The sequence below is a fragment of the Enterococcus sp. DIV0901a genome (assembly GCF_051711525.1).
Taxonomy (GTDB): Bacteria; Bacillota; Bacilli; order Lactobacillales; family Enterococcaceae; genus Enterococcus_B; species Enterococcus_B faecium.
Genome location: NZ_JBIOMW010000001.1, coordinates 1376801 through 1394314 on the forward strand (window position 1 = coordinate 1376801; position 17514 = coordinate 1394314).

The window sequence follows — 17514 nt, forward strand, 5'->3', positions numbered from 1 at the left end:
CTATAGTAAGTACATTATATCCAAGTATATACTTTTAATCAATGTATATACTTTTATTTTGCTTTTTCTTACGAAAAAATGACAAAGAAAAAAAGTTTGTGACATGACTTTTGTCACAAACTCTCGTATTCTTAACCAAAATATTGATGAAATACTTGTGTAATAACTGGTAGAAAATAAATAATGATCATAGCCGCTACCACCATCAACAATTGTTTTCGCTGTTTCTTTCGCTTTAGCATGCTTGTCGTTTTATGAAAAAAATAAGTAGCGCTTTTAGCTCCTGCAGTCAAAGTCGATAAAATCAACGTTGGTGAATATGCTGTTTGATTGTGCGTCAATGACAACAACTTCGTCCCGTAATCAGGATACTTTAGAAATGCTTGGTACACAGCCACAATCGTAATTGCTCCCATAAGATAATTTAAAAATGAATGCACTTTTTTCAAATAAAAAAACTCCTTGCTATCTATATAAAATCAGCCTACCCCAACATTTTTGCTTGATTGACTGATATTTTTTAGTTTTATTGGTATTTATATTCTCACTTTTCGGAATAAATATTCTGCTATTTCATTGTTTTCATTTACTCTACTTCGTTTTCATTATTTTTTCTTGATGTTTCTTTGTTTCCATCAACTGCTTTTGTTCCACTGTTTTCGATCCAAGGAAAAGAAAAACCGATTGTCATATCTTCTTTTAATACTAAAACTGCATCGAATTTCCCTTTTTTACCAGTAAAACCTTTGACAACTTTACTTGTCTTTCCTTTTGAAAGCAAATCTCTGAGATTCGTTTTAGTCAGCTTCTTTTTAGCTACTGTTGGCCACAATTTGAAGTCGCATTCCGGATTCAAGCATGTAGCGATTTTAGGATAAAGCAAGACTATCCCCTTTTTACATTTTGGACATCTTCCTAATTGATCGTTTTTCTTCTCCATCGCTTTTATCTGTCGTGTCCCGCTAATCTCATCTGAAAAGTCTACCTTGTCGATTTGATTAGGAACTTCTGCTAATAAATGTAGGATGAATTTTTTGATATTCTCTAAAAAAACAGATGGTGTCCCCTCTTGTTTACCAATTTTTCTTAAGTACCCTTCCCAGCGCGCAGTCATTTCTGCGCTCGTCAGTAATGGTTCATTGGCTACTGCCTTACAAAGAGTGATTCCTTTTGGCGTAACAGTTATTTCGTTTTTATTGACTTCGATGTAATGCTTCTGCTTAAGATTTTCAATGATATTGGCTCGTGTAGCTTCTGTCCCTATTCCTTCTACTTCTTTGAGAATTTCTTGCGCTTCATCATTATCCAGCGTTTTTCCTGCAGTTTTCATTGCTGTGATCAACGTTCCTTCGGTATAGGGTTTTGGAGGTTGTGTTTCTTTCTCCATACTTTTCAGTTCTACTTCTGCTTCTTCATTTTCTACGATAGGAGGAAGAGTCTGAGCTTCTTTCTTTTTTGACTTGATGCGTAAGATTTCCTGCCAACCTTGCTGTAATGGGATCTTTCCGATGCTTTTTAGCTTTAATTGCTGTACGCCCGTCATTACAATCGTCTCTTCGTAGATATAATCTGCAGCAAACATAGCCACAGTAGTGCGCAAAACTTGCAAATAGATTGCTTGCTGTAATTTGGAAAGCTTCGCAAAGCGTGCAGGAGTCGGAATCGTCTTTGTCGGAATAATTGCATGATGTTCTTGAACTTTTTTCGCATCGACATATCGTTTCTTTGCTTTGATCTCAGTTGTCTGTACTTCTTCTATTCCTAAAAATTTTTTATAATTTTGCAGATGTTTAACCAGATACTGATGCTCATTTTCTGTAATGTAAAAAGAATCCGTTCTTGGATAGCTTAGAAACTTGCTTTCGTACAATCCTTGAGCAGCATCAAGTGTAGCTTTGGCACTTGCTTTCATTAGCTGATTCATCTTTGTCTGCAAACTAGATAGTGAAAATAAACGTGGACTATGCAACCTCTTTTCCTTTTTCGTAACTTCAAGAATCCGTCCGTTTTGCTTACCTAAATGCGCTCCAAGTTTTTCTATTTCCTTCGTTAACTCTTCTTGGGTTTTAAATGCTTTTTTTGGTACGATTTTTCCAGAAAACTGCCCTTTGTTTGTCGTAATTAAACCTTCTCCTTCAAAGTACGTTTCTTTTTTGAAGTGTTTGATTTCTTCTTGCAGCTGATAAATCATATAGAGTGTCGGTGTTTGTACACGACCAAGAGAAAAACTGCCATCAATCCCTTTTCGTTGAAGTAGCAAGCTATATAATGGACTTCCATTCATTCCAATCAGCCAATCAGCGTTCTGCCTTGCTTGCGCTTCTTTATATTTTGGAAAATAGTTCTTCCCAGGTTGAAGATTCTTAAAACCATCATAGATTGCTTCTTTTTCAAGAGAATTGATCCACAAACGTAAATAGTTCTTTTCCTTAGAAAATGCGTTTGCTTGTCGAATAATCGACCACGCGATGGCTTCACCTTCTCGATCACCATCTGTTGCAATAATGATGGTATCAGCTGACTGTAACTCTCGTTTTACGATCGAAAATTGTGTACGTTTGTCCCTTGGAACTCCGTAACGGAAGGTTTCTGGGAAAATAGGCAAATTTTCTAACGACCATTTTGCCCAACGCTCTTCATAAGCTCCTGGAGCAACCATATCTACCAAATGTCCAAAACCATAAGTGATGGTTACTTCACCAGCAAACAATGGATCGCTGATTTCATAATACCCTTCATGTCGCTTTCGCTGTTGGAAGGTTTCGGCATAGGCTTTTGCTTGTGAAGGTTTTTCAGCTAGTATCACCGTCTTCATCTTCTGACCTCCGTTACTTGATTTTTGCGGACTTCTCTATTATGGAACATATTTTCGCATCTGGCAATAAAAAAAAGATACCGTATAGTCGAAATAGGAACAAAAAACATCAAGCAAACAAACGATGTTCCGTTTGCTGCATGATGTTTCCAAAAAATATTCATCTTTAGCTGTCACTCTTGGTTGATCTGCCAGTTGATGCCAAATCGATCAGTTACCATCCCATACAATTGAGCCCACGGAACAGCATCCAGTGGCATCTCAATCTTACCACCCTCAGCTAAGCTTTCAAATAGGCGCTTTGTTTCTTCTTCATTTCTTGTCTGGATGACTAAAGAAACATTATTTCCCACAACTAATTCAGGACCAATTCCTTCTGGCGTATCTGCAAACATAACTAATGTATCATAAATGTTCAGCCGTGCATTCGTGATTAGATTTTTTGCTTCTTCTGGCAAGTTCATTTGTTCTATTCCAGGCATTTCACCGTATGTGGTGATACCTGATGCTTCAGTCTCAAAAACTTTTTCATAAAAAGCGATGGCTTCACGCGACTCATTTTTGAAGTTCAGATAGATATCCAATGTAAACAGCTCCTCTCTTGGTTAAATCTACCATAAGAAAGCGTTTTTTACGAGTGAATCGTTTGATTGATTCATGACAAAAGCCTTGCGCAGCTTCTTCTTGATCTTTTTTATGATCATTTATTCAAAAAATCTGTAATAGCAGATTGATTCATTTGATTATCAATTTCAAGAATACTGCCAGCATAATCACTTTGCCCATAATTCCACGAACCGTCTACTGGCACACTTATTCGATCAATGCCACCAGCTCCTCGTGCAATCGAAAAGAGGTTTTTCGTCAAGAACCAAGCAGTGACATCTGTGGATGTATACCCTAAAGCTTTACCAGCTGCATAAGGTGCACGGATCAGATTCAATGGATTCTTCAATTGGCTGAAAATAGCGTTCATTACTTGCTGTTGGCGTCTGACACGGCCAAAGTCTCCTTGTTCATCCATTCGGAAACGTGCGTACTGCAAAAGAACATGTCCATCCATCTTCTGGACCCCTTTTTTAATATCTACACCATCCAGATTCAGATCTTTTTCTGCATCGATCTTCACTCCGTTCATGAATAAGGCATCGATCACTTTTTCAAACGATTTGAAATCGACTTTCGCATAGTATTGACAATCGATTCCAAAATTTTCTACTAAAGTTTGACGCACTAGATCGGCTCCTCCGTATGCATAAGCTGAATTGATCTTATTTTGTCCTACCCCTGGGATCGTAACGAAGCTGTCACGCATAAAAGAAATCAGTTTCGGCTTATGGGAAGGACCATCCAACTGTAAGACCATGATCGTATCGGCTCGCCCGGCATCTTCTCCGCGTGTATCACTTCCAAGGATCAAAATATTATGCGCACCATTCGTCGCTTTTTGCCCATGAAAGGTTTCTGAAGTCGCTGCCTCTAAGCTTGTGTCGTGTTCAGCTACATATTTACCAATAAAAAATGAGATACCTGAATAAAGGATCAAAACAAGCAAAATCGATAGAATGATTTTTTTCCACGATCGCTTTCTTCGAGGTTTTAACGGTTTGTTCTTCTTTTGCCGATTGAAAAATTTTTTATTTTTTTGTTGTTCTTCTGCTCTTGGTGCATCTCTGTATATCTGTTGCTCGTATTGGTTCAAATGTTCAAATGAATGCTGCTCTCTTTCATAAATACGGGTAGCATCTTCCTCATTTTCCATACGCGTTCGTTTTCGTTCTCTTCTAGCAAAAATACTCCCCGTATCCCGCTTCAGAGGTTTCGCCTTCTTATGGATGTCCTTATAGCGATCCATCCGACTCATTGTGGTTCCTCCTCGTTTCTTACTGATAAATAAAGGATACGATAACCAATCGACAAAAGCCTATCATTTTTTGATAATTTAATAAAAAATAACGAAATAAATGCTTCGATACATAAAGGATTACTTTTCTTGAGACCGTTTATGCGAGAATAAAAGATCTTTATCTATTATCCTTTTTTAATCAAACAGCTTTTCAATCACATGGATCGGCATCTTTTCCTTTGTCCATAATTCAAACGCGATTGCTCCTTGGTAGATCAACATGCCAAGTCCATTGTATCCTTTTGCTCCTACTTTTTTTGCTTCTTTTAATAAACGTGTTTCTCTAGGTGCATAAATCAAATCAAAAACCGCTAGATCCTCATGCATCATGCTTATATCTAAGAGCGGTGACTGATTGATTTTCTTTCCCATCCCGATATCTGTTGCATTGACTAGAAGACAGCTTTCTTTCAAGTCTTTTCTTAATTGATGCGTATCGGCAAAGTCACGAACTTTTATCTTACAAGAAGTTCGATAGCTGAGTTGTTCGAATGTTTCTTTTACTTGAGCGAATGTTTGGTTGTTTCGTTTATAAACTACGATTTCCTCAGCGCCGTCTAACGCTGCTTGAACAGTGACTGCCTTTGCTGCACCTCCAGCTCCCAGTAGAGTCATTTTTTTCTTTTTGATCGAAATCCCAGCTTCTTGCACGGATTGCATGAAGCCCGCACCATCGGTATTATAGCCAATCAAACGACCCTTTTCGTGCACGATCGTATTCACTGCTCCGATCAATTGCGCTTCCTGGCTTACCTCATCCAGATAAGGAATAACCGCTGTTTTATTCGGCATCGAAAGATTTACACCTAACATATCAAAAGTTCGAATACTTTCGACTGCTTGCTTCAAATTCATTGGATTTACTTGGAAAGCTAAATACACCGCATCGATGTTGTTTGCTTCAAAAGCAGTATTGTGCATCAAGGGGGATAAACTGTGAGAAGCCGGATCAGCAAAGAGCCCAGCTAATTTGGTTTGTCCAGAAATCATCTTATTCCTCCTTTGTTCTTACTTCAATAAAAAAAGCCACTTAGCGTTTGATACGAAAAAGTACGAAACGTCTAGGTGGCAAAGTAGCAAATTCTTTTCTCATCGTTTACTTGTCAGAGCAAAGAATATTCTATTTAATTGTTAAAATCATTGACTACGTGATCCTACAAAACACCCAAATATGTTTAATTGTTTATTGTTTTAAGTATAGGATGAATCAAAGGAAGATGTCAATGAGTTTTCAAGTCCTTCTACTGAAAGGAATTTTTCTGTCGAAATCAATCCACTACTTCTTCAAAGAACTGCAAAAGGTCGCCCATTGTCAAATGTTGCTTTTCTTTTTCAGAAATATCTTGAACGATTTTCCCTTTTTGGAGTACGATCAGACGATTTCCGTATTTCAAGGCGTCTTCCATTCGATGCGTGATCATGAGACAAGTCAATTTTTGTTCATTGATCCGCTGATTTGTTAATCGCATTAATGCTTTAGCTGTTTTAGGATCTAAAGCTGCAGTATGTTCATCTAATAATAGTAACTCAGGAGCTGTGATCGTCGCCATCAGCAAGCTTAATGCTTGGCGTTGACCACCAGATAATTCACCCGCTGGAGTATCCAAGTGTTGCTCTAGGCCATTACCGACTTCTTGACATAGTCTGAAAAAATCTTCTTTTTGATTTTTCAAGTTACGTAAACGGAATTTCCGTTTTTGACCTCTTTTTTGTGCAAGTAGCAAATTTTCTGCTACTGTCATCCGAGGAGCCGTTCCCATCTTGGGGTCTTGGAAAACTCGAGAAAGGAATCGTGCTCTTTTTTCTTCTGAATCTTTTGTGATCAGCTGATCTTTAAAAGAGATTAATCCTTGACTGAGTTGAAGCGTACCAGCGATCGTATTGAACAGTGTGCTTTTTCCAGCACCATTCCCGCCAAGGACAGTGATGAAGTCCCCTTCTCTGATTGTAAGGTTAATTTCATCCAATAGTATTTTCTCTTCATTCATTCCATTGTTTACGACTTTTCTGCCATTTTTGATTGTCAATATATCAGTCATTACTATGCCTCCTTCTCAAAACCCGTTTTTAAGTTCAGTGCTTTCTTCAATTGCGGGATCATCAGACAAATAGCTAAGATGATAGCGGAGAACAACTTCAGATAAGTCGTGTCAAACCCTAGTTTGATTACTACTAAAATCAATAGCTGATAAATGATACTGCCGACAACAATAGCAATCAATCTTTCTGCTAGCGTCAATTCTTGGAAGATCACTTCACCGATGATGATGGAAGCAAGACCGATGACGATTACGCCAATCCCTTTATTTACATCTGCATATCCGTCGTTCTGGGCAATCAGCGCACCGGATAATGCAATGACACCGTTCGACAAAGTTAAACCTAAAATTTTCATACGATCGGTTTTTATCCCTAACGACCGAGCCATCGTTTCGTTGTCTCCTGTCGCAATATAGCCTTGACCCAAATCTGTATTGAAGAAGAATAGCAGTACAGCAATCAAGATGCCCAAAGAGATGAAGCCAAGAAGGACTGTGTCAAAGTAATCAGGTAACCCAAAGCGATGGAAGCTGTCTTGTAGAATCGGATGATTCAATAAAGAAAGATTTGGTGTTCGCATCACAAACAAAATAACTGAGTTCAATCCTGACATCACTAAAATCCCTGCTAAAATAACCGGTATCTTTCCTTTTGTATAAAGTAACCCCGTAACGAGTCCTGCTATCATGCCAGCACCTACGCCTAATAATGTAGCTACAATCGGCGCTACCCCATGAGTAATAGCTGTCACACAGACAGCAGCACCTAATGGGAAGGACCCTTCTGTCGTCATATCAGGAAAGTCTAAGATCCGATAAGTCATGAAAATCCCTAATCCTAATATTGCCCAAAGCATGCCTTGTGAAATAGCTGATACGATCATTTGTCATCCTCCTTAGATGTTTCTTGCTGCGAGTCATCTGTAATGATTTTGGCTTTTTCCTTCATCGATTGGGGAACAATGATTCCTAAGCGATCAGCTTGAGATTGATTGATCACTGTATCCCCTTGATCAAATGTATAAACAGGCGTCGTTTCCGGTTTTTCTTTTCCACTCGCAAGTTCTGCTGCCATCTTACCGCTTTGAAGCCCTAATTGATATTGATTGATCCCGATTGTTGCTAGTCCACCTTGTTCCACCATTGTATCCACAGATGGAATGACGGGGATATTTGCTTTGTTTGCTTCTTTTACCACTGTTTGCATCGCATTGGCAATGGTATTATCTAATGGAACATAGATAAAATCGACTTGTCGGCTCATCACTTGAACGGTTTGTGCAATCTCATTAGTGGAAGGCACCGCATATTTTACTGATTCTAACCCTTCTTTTTTTGCAGCTTCTTCTGCTTGTACTACTTGGTATTTTGAATTATCCTCTGAAGAAGCATACAAGATTCCGACTTTTTTTGCATTTGGCAACAAATCAGAAGCAAGCTTGATTTGTGAAGCAACAGGCGGCTGATCAGAAACACCTGTTACATTACCACCAGGTTTCTCTAAAGAAGCGACTAATCCAGCCCCCACAGGATCCGTTACAGCACCTAACACAACTGGGATCGATGAAGTCGTGTTTGCTAATGATTGAGCAGCAGGTGTTGCGATTCCAATCAAGACATCTGGATCAGATTGTACTAGCTGTTGACTCATTGTGGCTAGCTTGCTCTGATCGGCTTGTCCATTTTGAAATTTGATCTCAAGATTTTCTCCTTCTTTTAATCCTTCTTCTTTCAGACCATCTTTGATTCCTCGATAAATCTCATCTAATGCCGGATGGCTCACGTATTGCAGTACCCCAACAACTGTTGTTTTTTTTGTCTGGTTCGTCGAAGTACTTTCTTTTTCGCCTGAGGCTTTTCCATAAATAAATGCGCCTGCTAAATAAACTAAAATAATTACTACAACTGTTATTAATCGTTTGTTTTTCATTTTTTTCCTCCTGCAAAGTCAATCTTTTTATTTATTATAATTAGGCAAGTATCCAGTCTACAAAAAAAGACAATGGCCAAAGCGGTCATTGTCTTTACACAAAAAACCGCATAGATTCTAATCTATGCGGCAGTCAATGTTCATGTCTAGCATAGATACAAGCTTTAGAAATGCACTCTAAAAAGTTGTATCTATGGGAAAGTCTCACCATTAATACAACTTATCTACGCCAGCTGCGCCAATTTTTTTTGTTTTCTGCTGAAATACGTTTTGATAAGTTCATTACAGGTCACCCTTTCCTTAAGAATTGATTTAAGTCTAATCGAATTTTTGAATTTCGTCAACTATATTTTTTTATTTTTTATTTGTTATTTTGAAGATCAAACATCACTTGTTCTGATAATTAAAAATAGCGCTATATAGACCCACCGTTTCATCGCGCCAATGTCTCAATTAGCAATCTCGGAATTTTGGGAAGTTACTCCCGTTCTATCCAATTCTTCTTCTAATTGTTTGATATTGGCTAACGGAAGTCGATTCAGTTCAGGGATCAACTCCTTATCAAAATCAGTTATTCCTCCCTTACCCGCAGTTATCCGATTTGCTTCTTTTCCTCCATCAAAGAAAATAAATGTCACTTCATCCGTTCGTATGTTATATTTTTGTTCCAGTTCATGTACATCATAAACGATCGGATAATAAAAGATCGGTCGATTCAATTCTTCCATAAGCTCAGGATCATTAAAAACATCAAGCATGTCCTGATAGGTTTTCCCGTTCGGTTTGCTGAACATCACCGATATCGCCCGGCTTTGTTTGATTTTCTGATCAGCTTTGCTGTAATCAAAAGGTTTCAATTTGCTGGTTGGTATAGACGAATAAACGAGACTATTTACTTGCTCTTCTCGGATTTTTTCCGGCAATAAAAACATTGCAACTGTTAACAGCAATGATAAGATGAGCAGAAAAACAAGACGTCGAAAATACTTACTTGGATTTTCTGCGAATGACACTGAGAAATGTTCATTCATTTCTTGTACTCTCGATTTAACTACTTCCCAAATAACAAACACCTTCTTTTCTACTTTTTCTCCTATTTTTTATTATACCTAAAAATTTGGATTTCAACGATAGAAACACTGTTTTTTATGTAATTAGTCCAAGATTTTTCTAGACTTTTGCTTTACTATTCGGCCAAATTGGTTTTTCTTCTTTTTTTCGTTATAATGAATATACTTATGAAAAGAAATGAGGAATGAACCATGTCCTTTGATGGTGTATTTACCCACGCGATGGTCAACGAATTGCGTGAAACGTTACTATCTGGCCGGATCTCGAAAATCCATCAGCCTTATGAAAATGAAATCGTGCTGGTGATTCGTTCACGCGGCAAAAACCATCGATTATTATTATCTGCGCACCCAAGTTATGCTCGTGTACAGATTACCCAAATCGATTATCAGAATCCTGATAATCCGCCTAACTTCGTGATGATGCTTCGAAAATATTTGGATGGCGCTATTTTAGAAGACATCGAACAAATCGAAAATGATCGAGTGATCCATTTCCACTTTGCTAAACGAAACGAGTTGGGTGATCTACAAAATATCATATTGATCGTTGAATTAATGGGACGTCATAGTACGATCGTCTTAGTTAATCGAGAAACTGGAAAAATACTGGATGCGATCAAACACATTGGAAGCTCTCAAAACACTTATCGTTCTTTGCTTCCTGGTGTAGAATATGTTGCTCCGCCAAAACAAGAGGTCTTGAACCCATTTAGCTCCGAGAAAGAAAAAATTTTTCAGCGGCTTTCCCAAACTGAACTAGAGCCAAAAGCAATCCAACGTCAGTTTCAGGGAATCGGTTTCGATACCGCTCAAGAGCTGACCAAAAGATTACTGGAACGTCCTAATGAAAAGATGGTTGTATGGGACGAATTTTTCTCAGCCATCAGCCATCAGCCTATTCCTACTTTTTACGAAACGGAAAATAAAGATTTTTTCACACCGATTGCTTATCAGGTATTGTCCGAACAGGCATCTGCTGTAACAGCTTATCCAACACTCAGTCAATTATTAGATAGCTATTATCACGAAAAAGCAGAGAAAGATCGGGCAAAACAACAAGGCGGAGAACTGATTCGAAAAATCGAAAATGAACTAAAACGAAATAAAAATAAATTGAAAAAACGTGAACAAACACTCAAAGAATCCGAAAACGCTGAGAATTACCGTAGAGATGGCGAACTACTTACTACTTTTCTGACACAAGTACCACGCGGCGCAAAAGAAGTTGTTTTACCTAATTATTATGAAGAAGATCGGCCAATCAAAATAGCACTAGATCCGGCATTGACACCAAATCAAAATGCACAGAAATATTTCCATCGATACCAAAAGCTGAAGAACGCTGTTAAGCTGATTGGCGAACAAATCCAAGAAGCCAAAGATGAAATCCAATATCTTGAATCTGTCTTATCTCAACTGGAAATTGCCGGTCCAATGGATATCGAAGCAATCAAAGAAGAATTGACTTCAGAAGGTTACCTGAAAAAGAAGAACTTAAAAAAACAAAAACGTAAGAAACCATCTCAGCCTGATCAATACTTTTCTTCTGACGGAACGCTCATTCTTGTTGGTAAAAACAATCTTCAAAATGACCAGCTGACAATGAAGACAGCTAAAAAAACCGACTATTGGCTTCATGCAAAAAATATACCCGGTTCGCACGTCATCATTAAAAGTGACAAGCCCTCAGATGAAACAATTACAGAAGCTGCCGAGTTAGCTGCCTATTTTTCAAAATACCGATACTCTGCCCAAGTGCCGGTTGATCTTGTACAGGTAAAGCATATCCGAAAACCAAATGGCGCCAAGCCTGGTTATGTTATTTATGAAAACCAAAAGACGATTATCGTGACACCAGAAGAAGAAAAAATTACAGCTATGAAACAAAACAGGTAATCAATGAGTGTTTCTAGAATCATATTTGCGTACTTTCCCACAACAGCAATTAGTTATAAATTGTTTGCTACAAAAAGAGGAGTTGTGACAAAATTCTGTCACAACCCCTCTTTTTTGATCAACGGTGTTCAATAAACAGCGTTCTCATCTGCTTTTCTTAGCTCTGCTGGTCCAGTAACCGAGTAAGCTCTTTGATAAATCTTTGAGCGATTTCACTGAGCGGACGTTTCGCCGAATAAATGATATAAAATTCATTTAGTTCGCCTTCTGCCAAAGGGATTAACCGCAAATGCTCGCGAATCCCTCCAATCACAATACCAGATCCTGAAGCGTAAGCATCAGTTTCAAGAACGATATTCATCAAAGTCCCTCGATCACTCGTATAAATCACTGTTTCTTGATCAGGGATCTCGATAAGGTCTTCATAAAAATACGGGAAATTATTTCCATCCTGTGTAAAACGAACTTGAGGATAAGATAACAATTCTTCTTTGGTGATCTCTGCGTGTTCAGCTAATGGATGTCCTTGCCTTAAAAAAATATGCGTTTTGAATTTTCCAATGCTTCGGCCACTTAGCTCTCCTTGTTGTAAATATCTTCTGATACCAGCTTGATTATGCTCATTCATATAAATAATACCGATCTCACTGTGCTGCTCTTTGACTTCTTCGATCACTCTCGCTGTTGTCGTCTCCATGATCCGGAATTGTTTGATCTCGTCTTTGAATTCCTCGAGTAGCTGTGCGGTCAAAGGACCTAAGAAATCATAATGCTGGGCAGCGATCGAAAAATTGTCTCTCTTTTCACTCGTTAGATAGTGAGTTTCTAATGTATCAAGCTGGACCAATATTTTCTCGGCACGATTTAAGAAGTCTTGCCCTTCTTCTGTTAAATATGCCCCTCGATTCGTTCGAGTAAACAGCGTGATCCCTAACTCGGTTTCTAATTCTTTGATACCAGCTGAAAGACTTGGCTGGGAGACAAACATTTTCTTTGCCGCTTCTCTGAAACTACCATTGTTTGCTACAGCGACCACGTATTTCATCTGCTGAATATTCATTGCTCAAACTCCTCGAAATAATAAATTTCTCTTTCATTCAAGGGCTGGATTGGTCGGTTGTTCGGTCGAGCATACTGACCATCGAAGGGGAGAAGAAACTCTTGGTTCAGTTTTCCTACATGATCCATTACAAACCATTGGATTGGCCCGCTGGTAGGCGGAGTTGTCAATGAGCCAATATAATGGAAATGGCTTTTTTGCTCCGGAAAGAACACATCCGGATTTACCCAATGCTCATGTTTTTCTAAGTTCCAACTTTCCCCATTTTCTTGATTATACAGCCAACCTTCCTGTACCATTAGCTGGTACATGACACCCACAACTAGATTCTCTTTTTTGCTGTTCATATGAACAAAATGAAATTCAATATCTTCCTGTTTTCCGTTGATGATATGTTCAGAAGGTAAGTGGAAATGAATATCTGTCAAATAATAGCGTTCTTTCTTGAACTCTACATAACTGAGTTGGTCAAAAGGTACTAAATGAATCGTGTTTTTGAATTCCTTGTCAGTAAACCGTTGCTTTTGATAATGAAAGGAAAGCGTGTCTCCTTCTATTTTGGTTTCTTCCCCCTTGGTCAAATGAATAGGCGACTGCAATGGAAATTCCGCACCTCTCGCAAACCAATCACATAAACTCGCCCAATTTTCCGGACCTTTGTCTCCAGAATAGCCCCATTCGACATCCATATTCTTTTTCAACTATACTTCCCCCTGCATCTCATATCATTTTTATTTTTCTTCTTTCTTTACAATCGTTGAGACGGTTTCTAAAAACGCCTCTTTTCCATAAAATTCCTGGTTCAATAGTTCCGGAAATATCTCTTTAAAGAAATACTGAACAGAAGGCCGATGTTCAAAGCTTTTAATCGTAGTCACTGCCTCAATGAACATCTCCTTATAAACTTTTTCCGGGTTATTTTTGATGATTTCATCAAAAGATTCATAAAGAAGGTCAACCTTATCTGAAATGGCTAATAGTTCTCCTTCTACGGTTTCATCTTTTCCTTCGAACAACCGACGGCGATAAACTTCTTGGAACTCAGCTGGAATCTCTTGGTTGATGAATTCGTCCGTCATCTTTTCTTCAACTGTTTGCAGCATCCCTCTTAACTCTTTGCTTGCGTATTTCACCGGCGTTTTGATATCACCAATAAAACGCTCTGTGTAGTCATGATTCAATGATTTTTCATAGAGCAGTTTCCAATCGATCGGTTGTCCATTCGCTTCTTCAATGTCTCCTAGAACTTGCGCAATAGATGCTACACGATACGAATGTGCTGCAACTGTATGCTCTGTATATTTAAAAAATCCAGGTGCCCTTGTGATCGTCTCTAAATTGTTCAATCCTAAAATAAATTCATTCAATCCCATAAAAGTTACCTCCCTTTGAGATTTCTTTTTCCGAATATCATATCATTAAATAACTGATATTCGCAACATTTCCGCTCTTTACCATTTTTGAAACAGCTCCCTTACCAAAAAATAGAGAAAATCTATATATAATAGAAAAAAGAGAAGAGATTATTCTCTTCTTTCTGCTAACCAGTCTTAGAAAAATGAATTTTAAAAAAATCAAAAACTGATCACGATAGAAGTTTCTTTTCATACCTGATGAAAAGATGCTTCTCGCAATCAGTTTTTGGATTTTTGCTATTCCAATTGATGATTCTGGAGACACAAATCGGATTTCTCTATCTTCATCAAGCGCGCTTAAATCTGCCAATTTTCAGGATCTTTTTTCCATTCTTTTAGCAGAGTTAATTCTTGCTCATCGATATAACGATCTTCTAAAGCTGCTTCAATCAATACAGAATAATTGGTCAACGTCATAAGAGGGATTTCGGCTTTTTCGAAATTTGCTTTTCCTTTTGGCAACTCATACGTAAAGATAGCCGCAACACCAAGGATATCCGCACCTTCTCTTTTTGCTGCTTCAGCTGCTTCCAAGACACTTCCGCCTGTAGAAATCAAATCCTCGATCACAACCATCTTCTGACCTTCAAATATACGTCCTTCGATTTGGTTACCTTTCCCATGATCTTTCGCCTTACTTCGAATATAGACCATTGGCAAATCCAGTATTTCCGCTACCCATGCGGCATGAGGGATTCCTGCTGTTGCAGTTCCAGCAATCACTTGTACTTCAGGGTAAGCTTCTTTGATTTTGCTTGCTAATCCTTTTGCGATCTCTTTTCGGACTTTTGGATAGCTCATCGTGATTCGGTTATCACAGTAAATTGGGCTTTTGATTCCACTTGCCCATGTAAAAGGATTACTTGGATTTAAAAATACTGCTTCAATTTCTAATAAGTCTTTTGCGATACTTTGTTCAACATTCATTTTAGGTTAGCTCCATTCTGTTTGAATCGTTTGATATGCTTTATAAGGATTAGTTGACTGAGTGATTGGTCGACCTATAACGATAAAAGTTGAGCCGATCTCTTTTGCCTGAGAAGGTGTGACTACTCTTGTCTGATCTCCTGCGACTGTTCCTTCTGGTCTTATACCCGGAGTTAAGCAAACAAATTCGTCTCCTGCCATTTCTTTGATCGCTTCTACTTCCCAAGCAGAAGAAACCACACCATCTAATCCTGCTTTTTTGGCACAGCTAGCATAATGGATCACACTTTTTTCTAAAGAAACTTCGATTAGTTGATCGGCATGCATTTCTTCTTCACTTGTAGAAGTAAGCTGAGTGATAGCTAGAAGTAGCGGACGTTTTCCACCTTCTGGAGTCCCCTCTTCTAATCCTCGCATTGCCGCCTCCATCATACGAATACCGCCAGCGGCATGAACACAGGTGAGATCAACACCAAGCTTTGCCAATCCCCGCATTGCTTTTTCGACCGTATTCGGAATATCGTGAAGTTTCAGATCTAAAAATACATTATGACCAGCCTCTTTTAGATAACGTACGATTTCAGGTCCTTCTTGGTAGAACAATTCCATTCCGATTTTCACAAACAATTTTTCTTCTTTCGGGAAAAATCGAAGAAAGTCTTCTACCTCTTGCCTAGTTGAAAAATCTAATGCAATAATTGGTCGTTGGTCTAGTTGATTCATCGTTCACGTTCCTCTCTCACTTCTTTTATTAATCTTTCCAGCGATTCGATGCCTAGTTCGCTCATTCGCACAGGGAGCTCTTTAATTAGTTTAGGACAGATATACGGATCGGTGAAATTCGCGGTCCCTATAGCTACAGCACTTGCTCCAGCCATAAACATCTCAAGAACATCATCCACTGTCTGCACGCCGCCCATCCCAATGATTGGAAGGCTGGATATACTTGCTACTTGGTGAATCAAACGAATAGCGACAGGCTTGATTGCTGGTCCGGAGAGTCCACCTGTTTGATTGGCTAAAATCGGTTTTCTTGTCTTAAGGTCAATCCGCATACCAAGAAGAGTATTGATCATCGTAAACCCATCTGCCCCTCCAGCTTCGATTGCCTGAGCGATTGGAACGATGTCTGTTACATTTGGGGACAATTTGACATAGACAGGAACAGAAGAAACTTTCTTTACTGCTTGTGTTAATTGAAAAGCAACATCAGGATCTGTTCCAAAAGCAATTCCGCCATGTTTGACATTTGGGCAAGAAATATTCAGCTCGATTGCTTTCACATTTGGCGCTTCGCCAATTTTGCTACAAACTTCTACATAGTCTTCTTCACAAGCACCAGCAACATTTGCGATGATGGGTAACTCATTGTACTCCTCTAATTCTGGAAGAAGTTTATGCATAACAACGTCTAGACCAGGATTTTGCAAACCAATTGCATTCAACATGCCAGATGGTGTTTCCGCCACTCTTGGTGTGGGATTGCCAAAGCGGGCATTTGGAGTCGTTGCCTTGACCATGATCGATCCAAGCTGATTCAAATCATAGTATTTTCCGTATTCTTTGCCAAAACCGAAACAGCCGCTTGCCGGCATGATAGGATTTTTTAATTCTAGACCGGGGAGCTTGACTGCTAAAGGATTCTCATTCATATAATTACCTCTCCTATTTTAAAAATCGGTCCTTCGTCACAAACTTTCACACTTTTTGTTCCTGTTTCATCTTCCGGCGTATGACAAACGCAAGCATAGCAAGCCCCTATCCCACATGCCATGCGGGATTCTAATGATAACTGGACATTTTGATGCGAAGAAAACAGCTGTTCCACTGTCTTCAATAACCCGTTTGAACCACATGCAAAAACAGCTGTAGGTTCCGTCTTCGTTCCTAACAATAAATTACCGACATTTCCGTGCATACCGTATGTTCCATCGTCAGTAGCGATTCTTGTTTCTCCTAGACGATTAAATTCTTTTTCATAATAAACGACTTCATGTGTGGCAAAACCTAAAAAATGCGTTGGCTTAATTCCTTTTTCGACTAACTGTTTTGATAACTCATATAGAGGAGGGACACCGATTCCTCCACCGATTATAAATACTTCGTCTCCTGTATGAAGATTGGACAAATCAAAACCATTGCCTAAAGGACCCATGACATCTAAATGGTCTCCGGCAGAAAGAGTAGAGAAGACTCTAGTCCCCTCACCTTCCACCCGATAAATGATACGGCAAGTATTTGTTTCGTGGTCGATATGATTCAAGCTAATCGGTCGGCGTAATAGCAAGTCTGCACGCGGCACGAGAATATGCAAGAACTGTCCTGGTTGCTGCATTTCTTTTACTAGATCACCTTTCAATGTCATTTCAAAAATCTTTGGTGCCAGCTGTTTTTGCTGAACGATTTCCATCATTTCTTGTTTCATCTGTCCCCTCCTGCAACGGTTTTTCGTC

General features: G+C 38.8%; 18 protein-coding genes. 1 reads left to right on the plus strand and 17 read right to left on the minus strand.

Annotated features, from left to right (window positions below; genetic code table 11):
* Nucleotides 1–131 precede the first annotated feature (131 nt).
* The 9 genes from IGL70_RS06575 to IGL70_RS06615 form a co-directional block, all read right to left on the minus strand.
* A complete protein-coding gene (locus IGL70_RS06575) occupies nt 132–416 on the minus strand; it encodes a hypothetical protein (protein WP_002317704.1) in 285 nt (94 codons plus the stop codon).
* A 170-nt stretch (nt 417–586) separates the two neighbouring features.
* Nucleotides 587–2815, minus strand: coding sequence for a type IA DNA topoisomerase (gene topB, locus IGL70_RS06580; protein WP_104873671.1), 2229 nt, complete (start codon nt 2813–2815; stop codon nt 587–589).
* A 173-nt stretch (nt 2816–2988) separates the two neighbouring features.
* Complete coding sequence (locus tag IGL70_RS06585; protein WP_002299733.1) at nt 2989–3399, minus strand: VOC family protein; 411 nt, start codon at nt 3397–3399, stop codon at nt 2989–2991.
* A 116-nt stretch (nt 3400–3515) separates the two neighbouring features.
* Nucleotides 3516–4679, minus strand: a complete 1164-nt coding sequence (locus IGL70_RS06590) for an LCP family protein (RefSeq protein ID WP_002295866.1) — start codon at nt 4677–4679, stop codon at nt 3516–3518.
* 177 nt (nt 4680–4856) lie between these two features.
* Nucleotides 4857–5711 carry a shikimate dehydrogenase gene (gene aroE / locus IGL70_RS06595; RefSeq protein WP_002324836.1) on the minus strand — a complete coding sequence of 285 codons (855 nt, stop codon included), beginning with the start codon at nt 5709–5711 and terminating at the stop codon, nt 4857–4859.
* 278 nt (nt 5712–5989) lie between these two features.
* Nucleotides 5990–6760, minus strand: coding sequence for an ABC transporter ATP-binding protein (locus IGL70_RS06600; protein ID WP_104873670.1), 771 nt, complete (start codon nt 6758–6760; stop codon nt 5990–5992).
* Nucleotides 6761–6762: 2 nt separating this feature from the next.
* Complete coding sequence (locus IGL70_RS06605; RefSeq protein WP_002289631.1) at nt 6763–7644, minus strand: ABC transporter permease; 882 nt, start codon at nt 7642–7644, stop codon at nt 6763–6765.
* Nucleotides 7641–8690 (minus strand): tryptophan ABC transporter substrate-binding protein, encoded by a 1050-nt coding sequence (trpX, locus tag IGL70_RS06610; protein ID WP_086300092.1) that lies wholly within the window; start codon nt 8688–8690, stop codon nt 7641–7643. Before trpX ends, IGL70_RS06605 begins: the two co-directional genes overlap by 4 nt.
* A 449-nt stretch (nt 8691–9139) precedes the next feature.
* Nucleotides 9140–9763: a hypothetical protein gene (locus IGL70_RS06615; RefSeq protein ID WP_002295864.1), complete on the minus strand. Its 624-nt coding sequence runs from the start codon at nt 9761–9763 to the stop codon at nt 9140–9142.
* Between the two features lie 189 nt (nt 9764–9952).
* Between IGL70_RS06615 and efbA the strand changes: the two genes are divergently transcribed.
* Nucleotides 9953–11659, plus strand: a complete 1707-nt coding sequence (gene efbA / locus IGL70_RS06620) for a fibronectin-binding protein EfbA (protein WP_010727775.1) — start codon at nt 9953–9955, stop codon at nt 11657–11659.
* A gap of 157 nt (nt 11660–11816) precedes the next feature.
* Here efbA and IGL70_RS06625 read toward each other — a convergent pair whose 3' ends face one another.
* From IGL70_RS06625 to IGL70_RS06660, 8 genes are read right to left on the minus strand one after another with little or no spacing between them, the layout of a single operon-like run.
* The gene (locus tag IGL70_RS06625; protein ID WP_002288888.1) at nt 11817–12719 is read right to left on the minus strand and encodes a LysR family transcriptional regulator; all 903 of its coding nucleotides are present in this window, start codon (nt 12717–12719) and stop codon (nt 11817–11819) included.
* Nucleotides 12716–13408, minus strand: coding sequence for a carbonic anhydrase family protein (locus tag IGL70_RS06630; protein ID WP_181042710.1), 693 nt, complete (start codon nt 13406–13408; stop codon nt 12716–12718). Before IGL70_RS06630 ends, IGL70_RS06625 begins: the two co-directional genes overlap by 4 nt.
* A 42-nt stretch (nt 13409–13450) precedes the next feature.
* Nucleotides 13451–14092 carry a YfbR-like 5'-deoxynucleotidase gene (locus IGL70_RS06635; protein WP_002288886.1) on the minus strand — a complete coding sequence of 214 codons (642 nt, stop codon included), beginning with the start codon at nt 14090–14092 and terminating at the stop codon, nt 13451–13453.
* A 37-nt stretch (nt 14093–14129) separates the two neighbouring features.
* Nucleotides 14130–14444: a hypothetical protein gene (locus tag IGL70_RS06640; RefSeq protein WP_002288892.1), complete on the minus strand. Its 315-nt coding sequence runs from the start codon at nt 14442–14444 to the stop codon at nt 14130–14132.
* Nucleotides 14432–15061 (minus strand): orotate phosphoribosyltransferase, encoded by a 630-nt coding sequence (gene pyrE, locus IGL70_RS06645; protein ID WP_002288884.1) that lies wholly within the window; start codon nt 15059–15061, stop codon nt 14432–14434. Before pyrE ends, IGL70_RS06640 begins: the two co-directional genes overlap by 13 nt.
* Before the next feature lie 6 nt (nt 15062–15067).
* On the minus strand, nt 15068–15784 hold the full coding sequence (gene pyrF, locus IGL70_RS06650; protein ID WP_002299720.1) for an orotidine-5'-phosphate decarboxylase: 717 nt from the start codon (nt 15782–15784) through the stop codon (nt 15068–15070).
* Entirely contained in the window at nt 15781–16713 is a 933-nt protein-coding gene (locus tag IGL70_RS06655; RefSeq protein ID WP_002299718.1) for a dihydroorotate dehydrogenase, read from the minus strand. The genes pyrF and IGL70_RS06655 overlap by 4 nt, the downstream gene beginning before the upstream one ends.
* Entirely contained in the window at nt 16710–17486 is a 777-nt protein-coding gene (locus tag IGL70_RS06660) for a dihydroorotate dehydrogenase electron transfer subunit (protein ID WP_002288879.1), read from the minus strand. The genes IGL70_RS06655 and IGL70_RS06660 overlap by 4 nt, the downstream gene beginning before the upstream one ends.
* Nucleotides 17487–17514 lie beyond the last annotated feature (28 nt).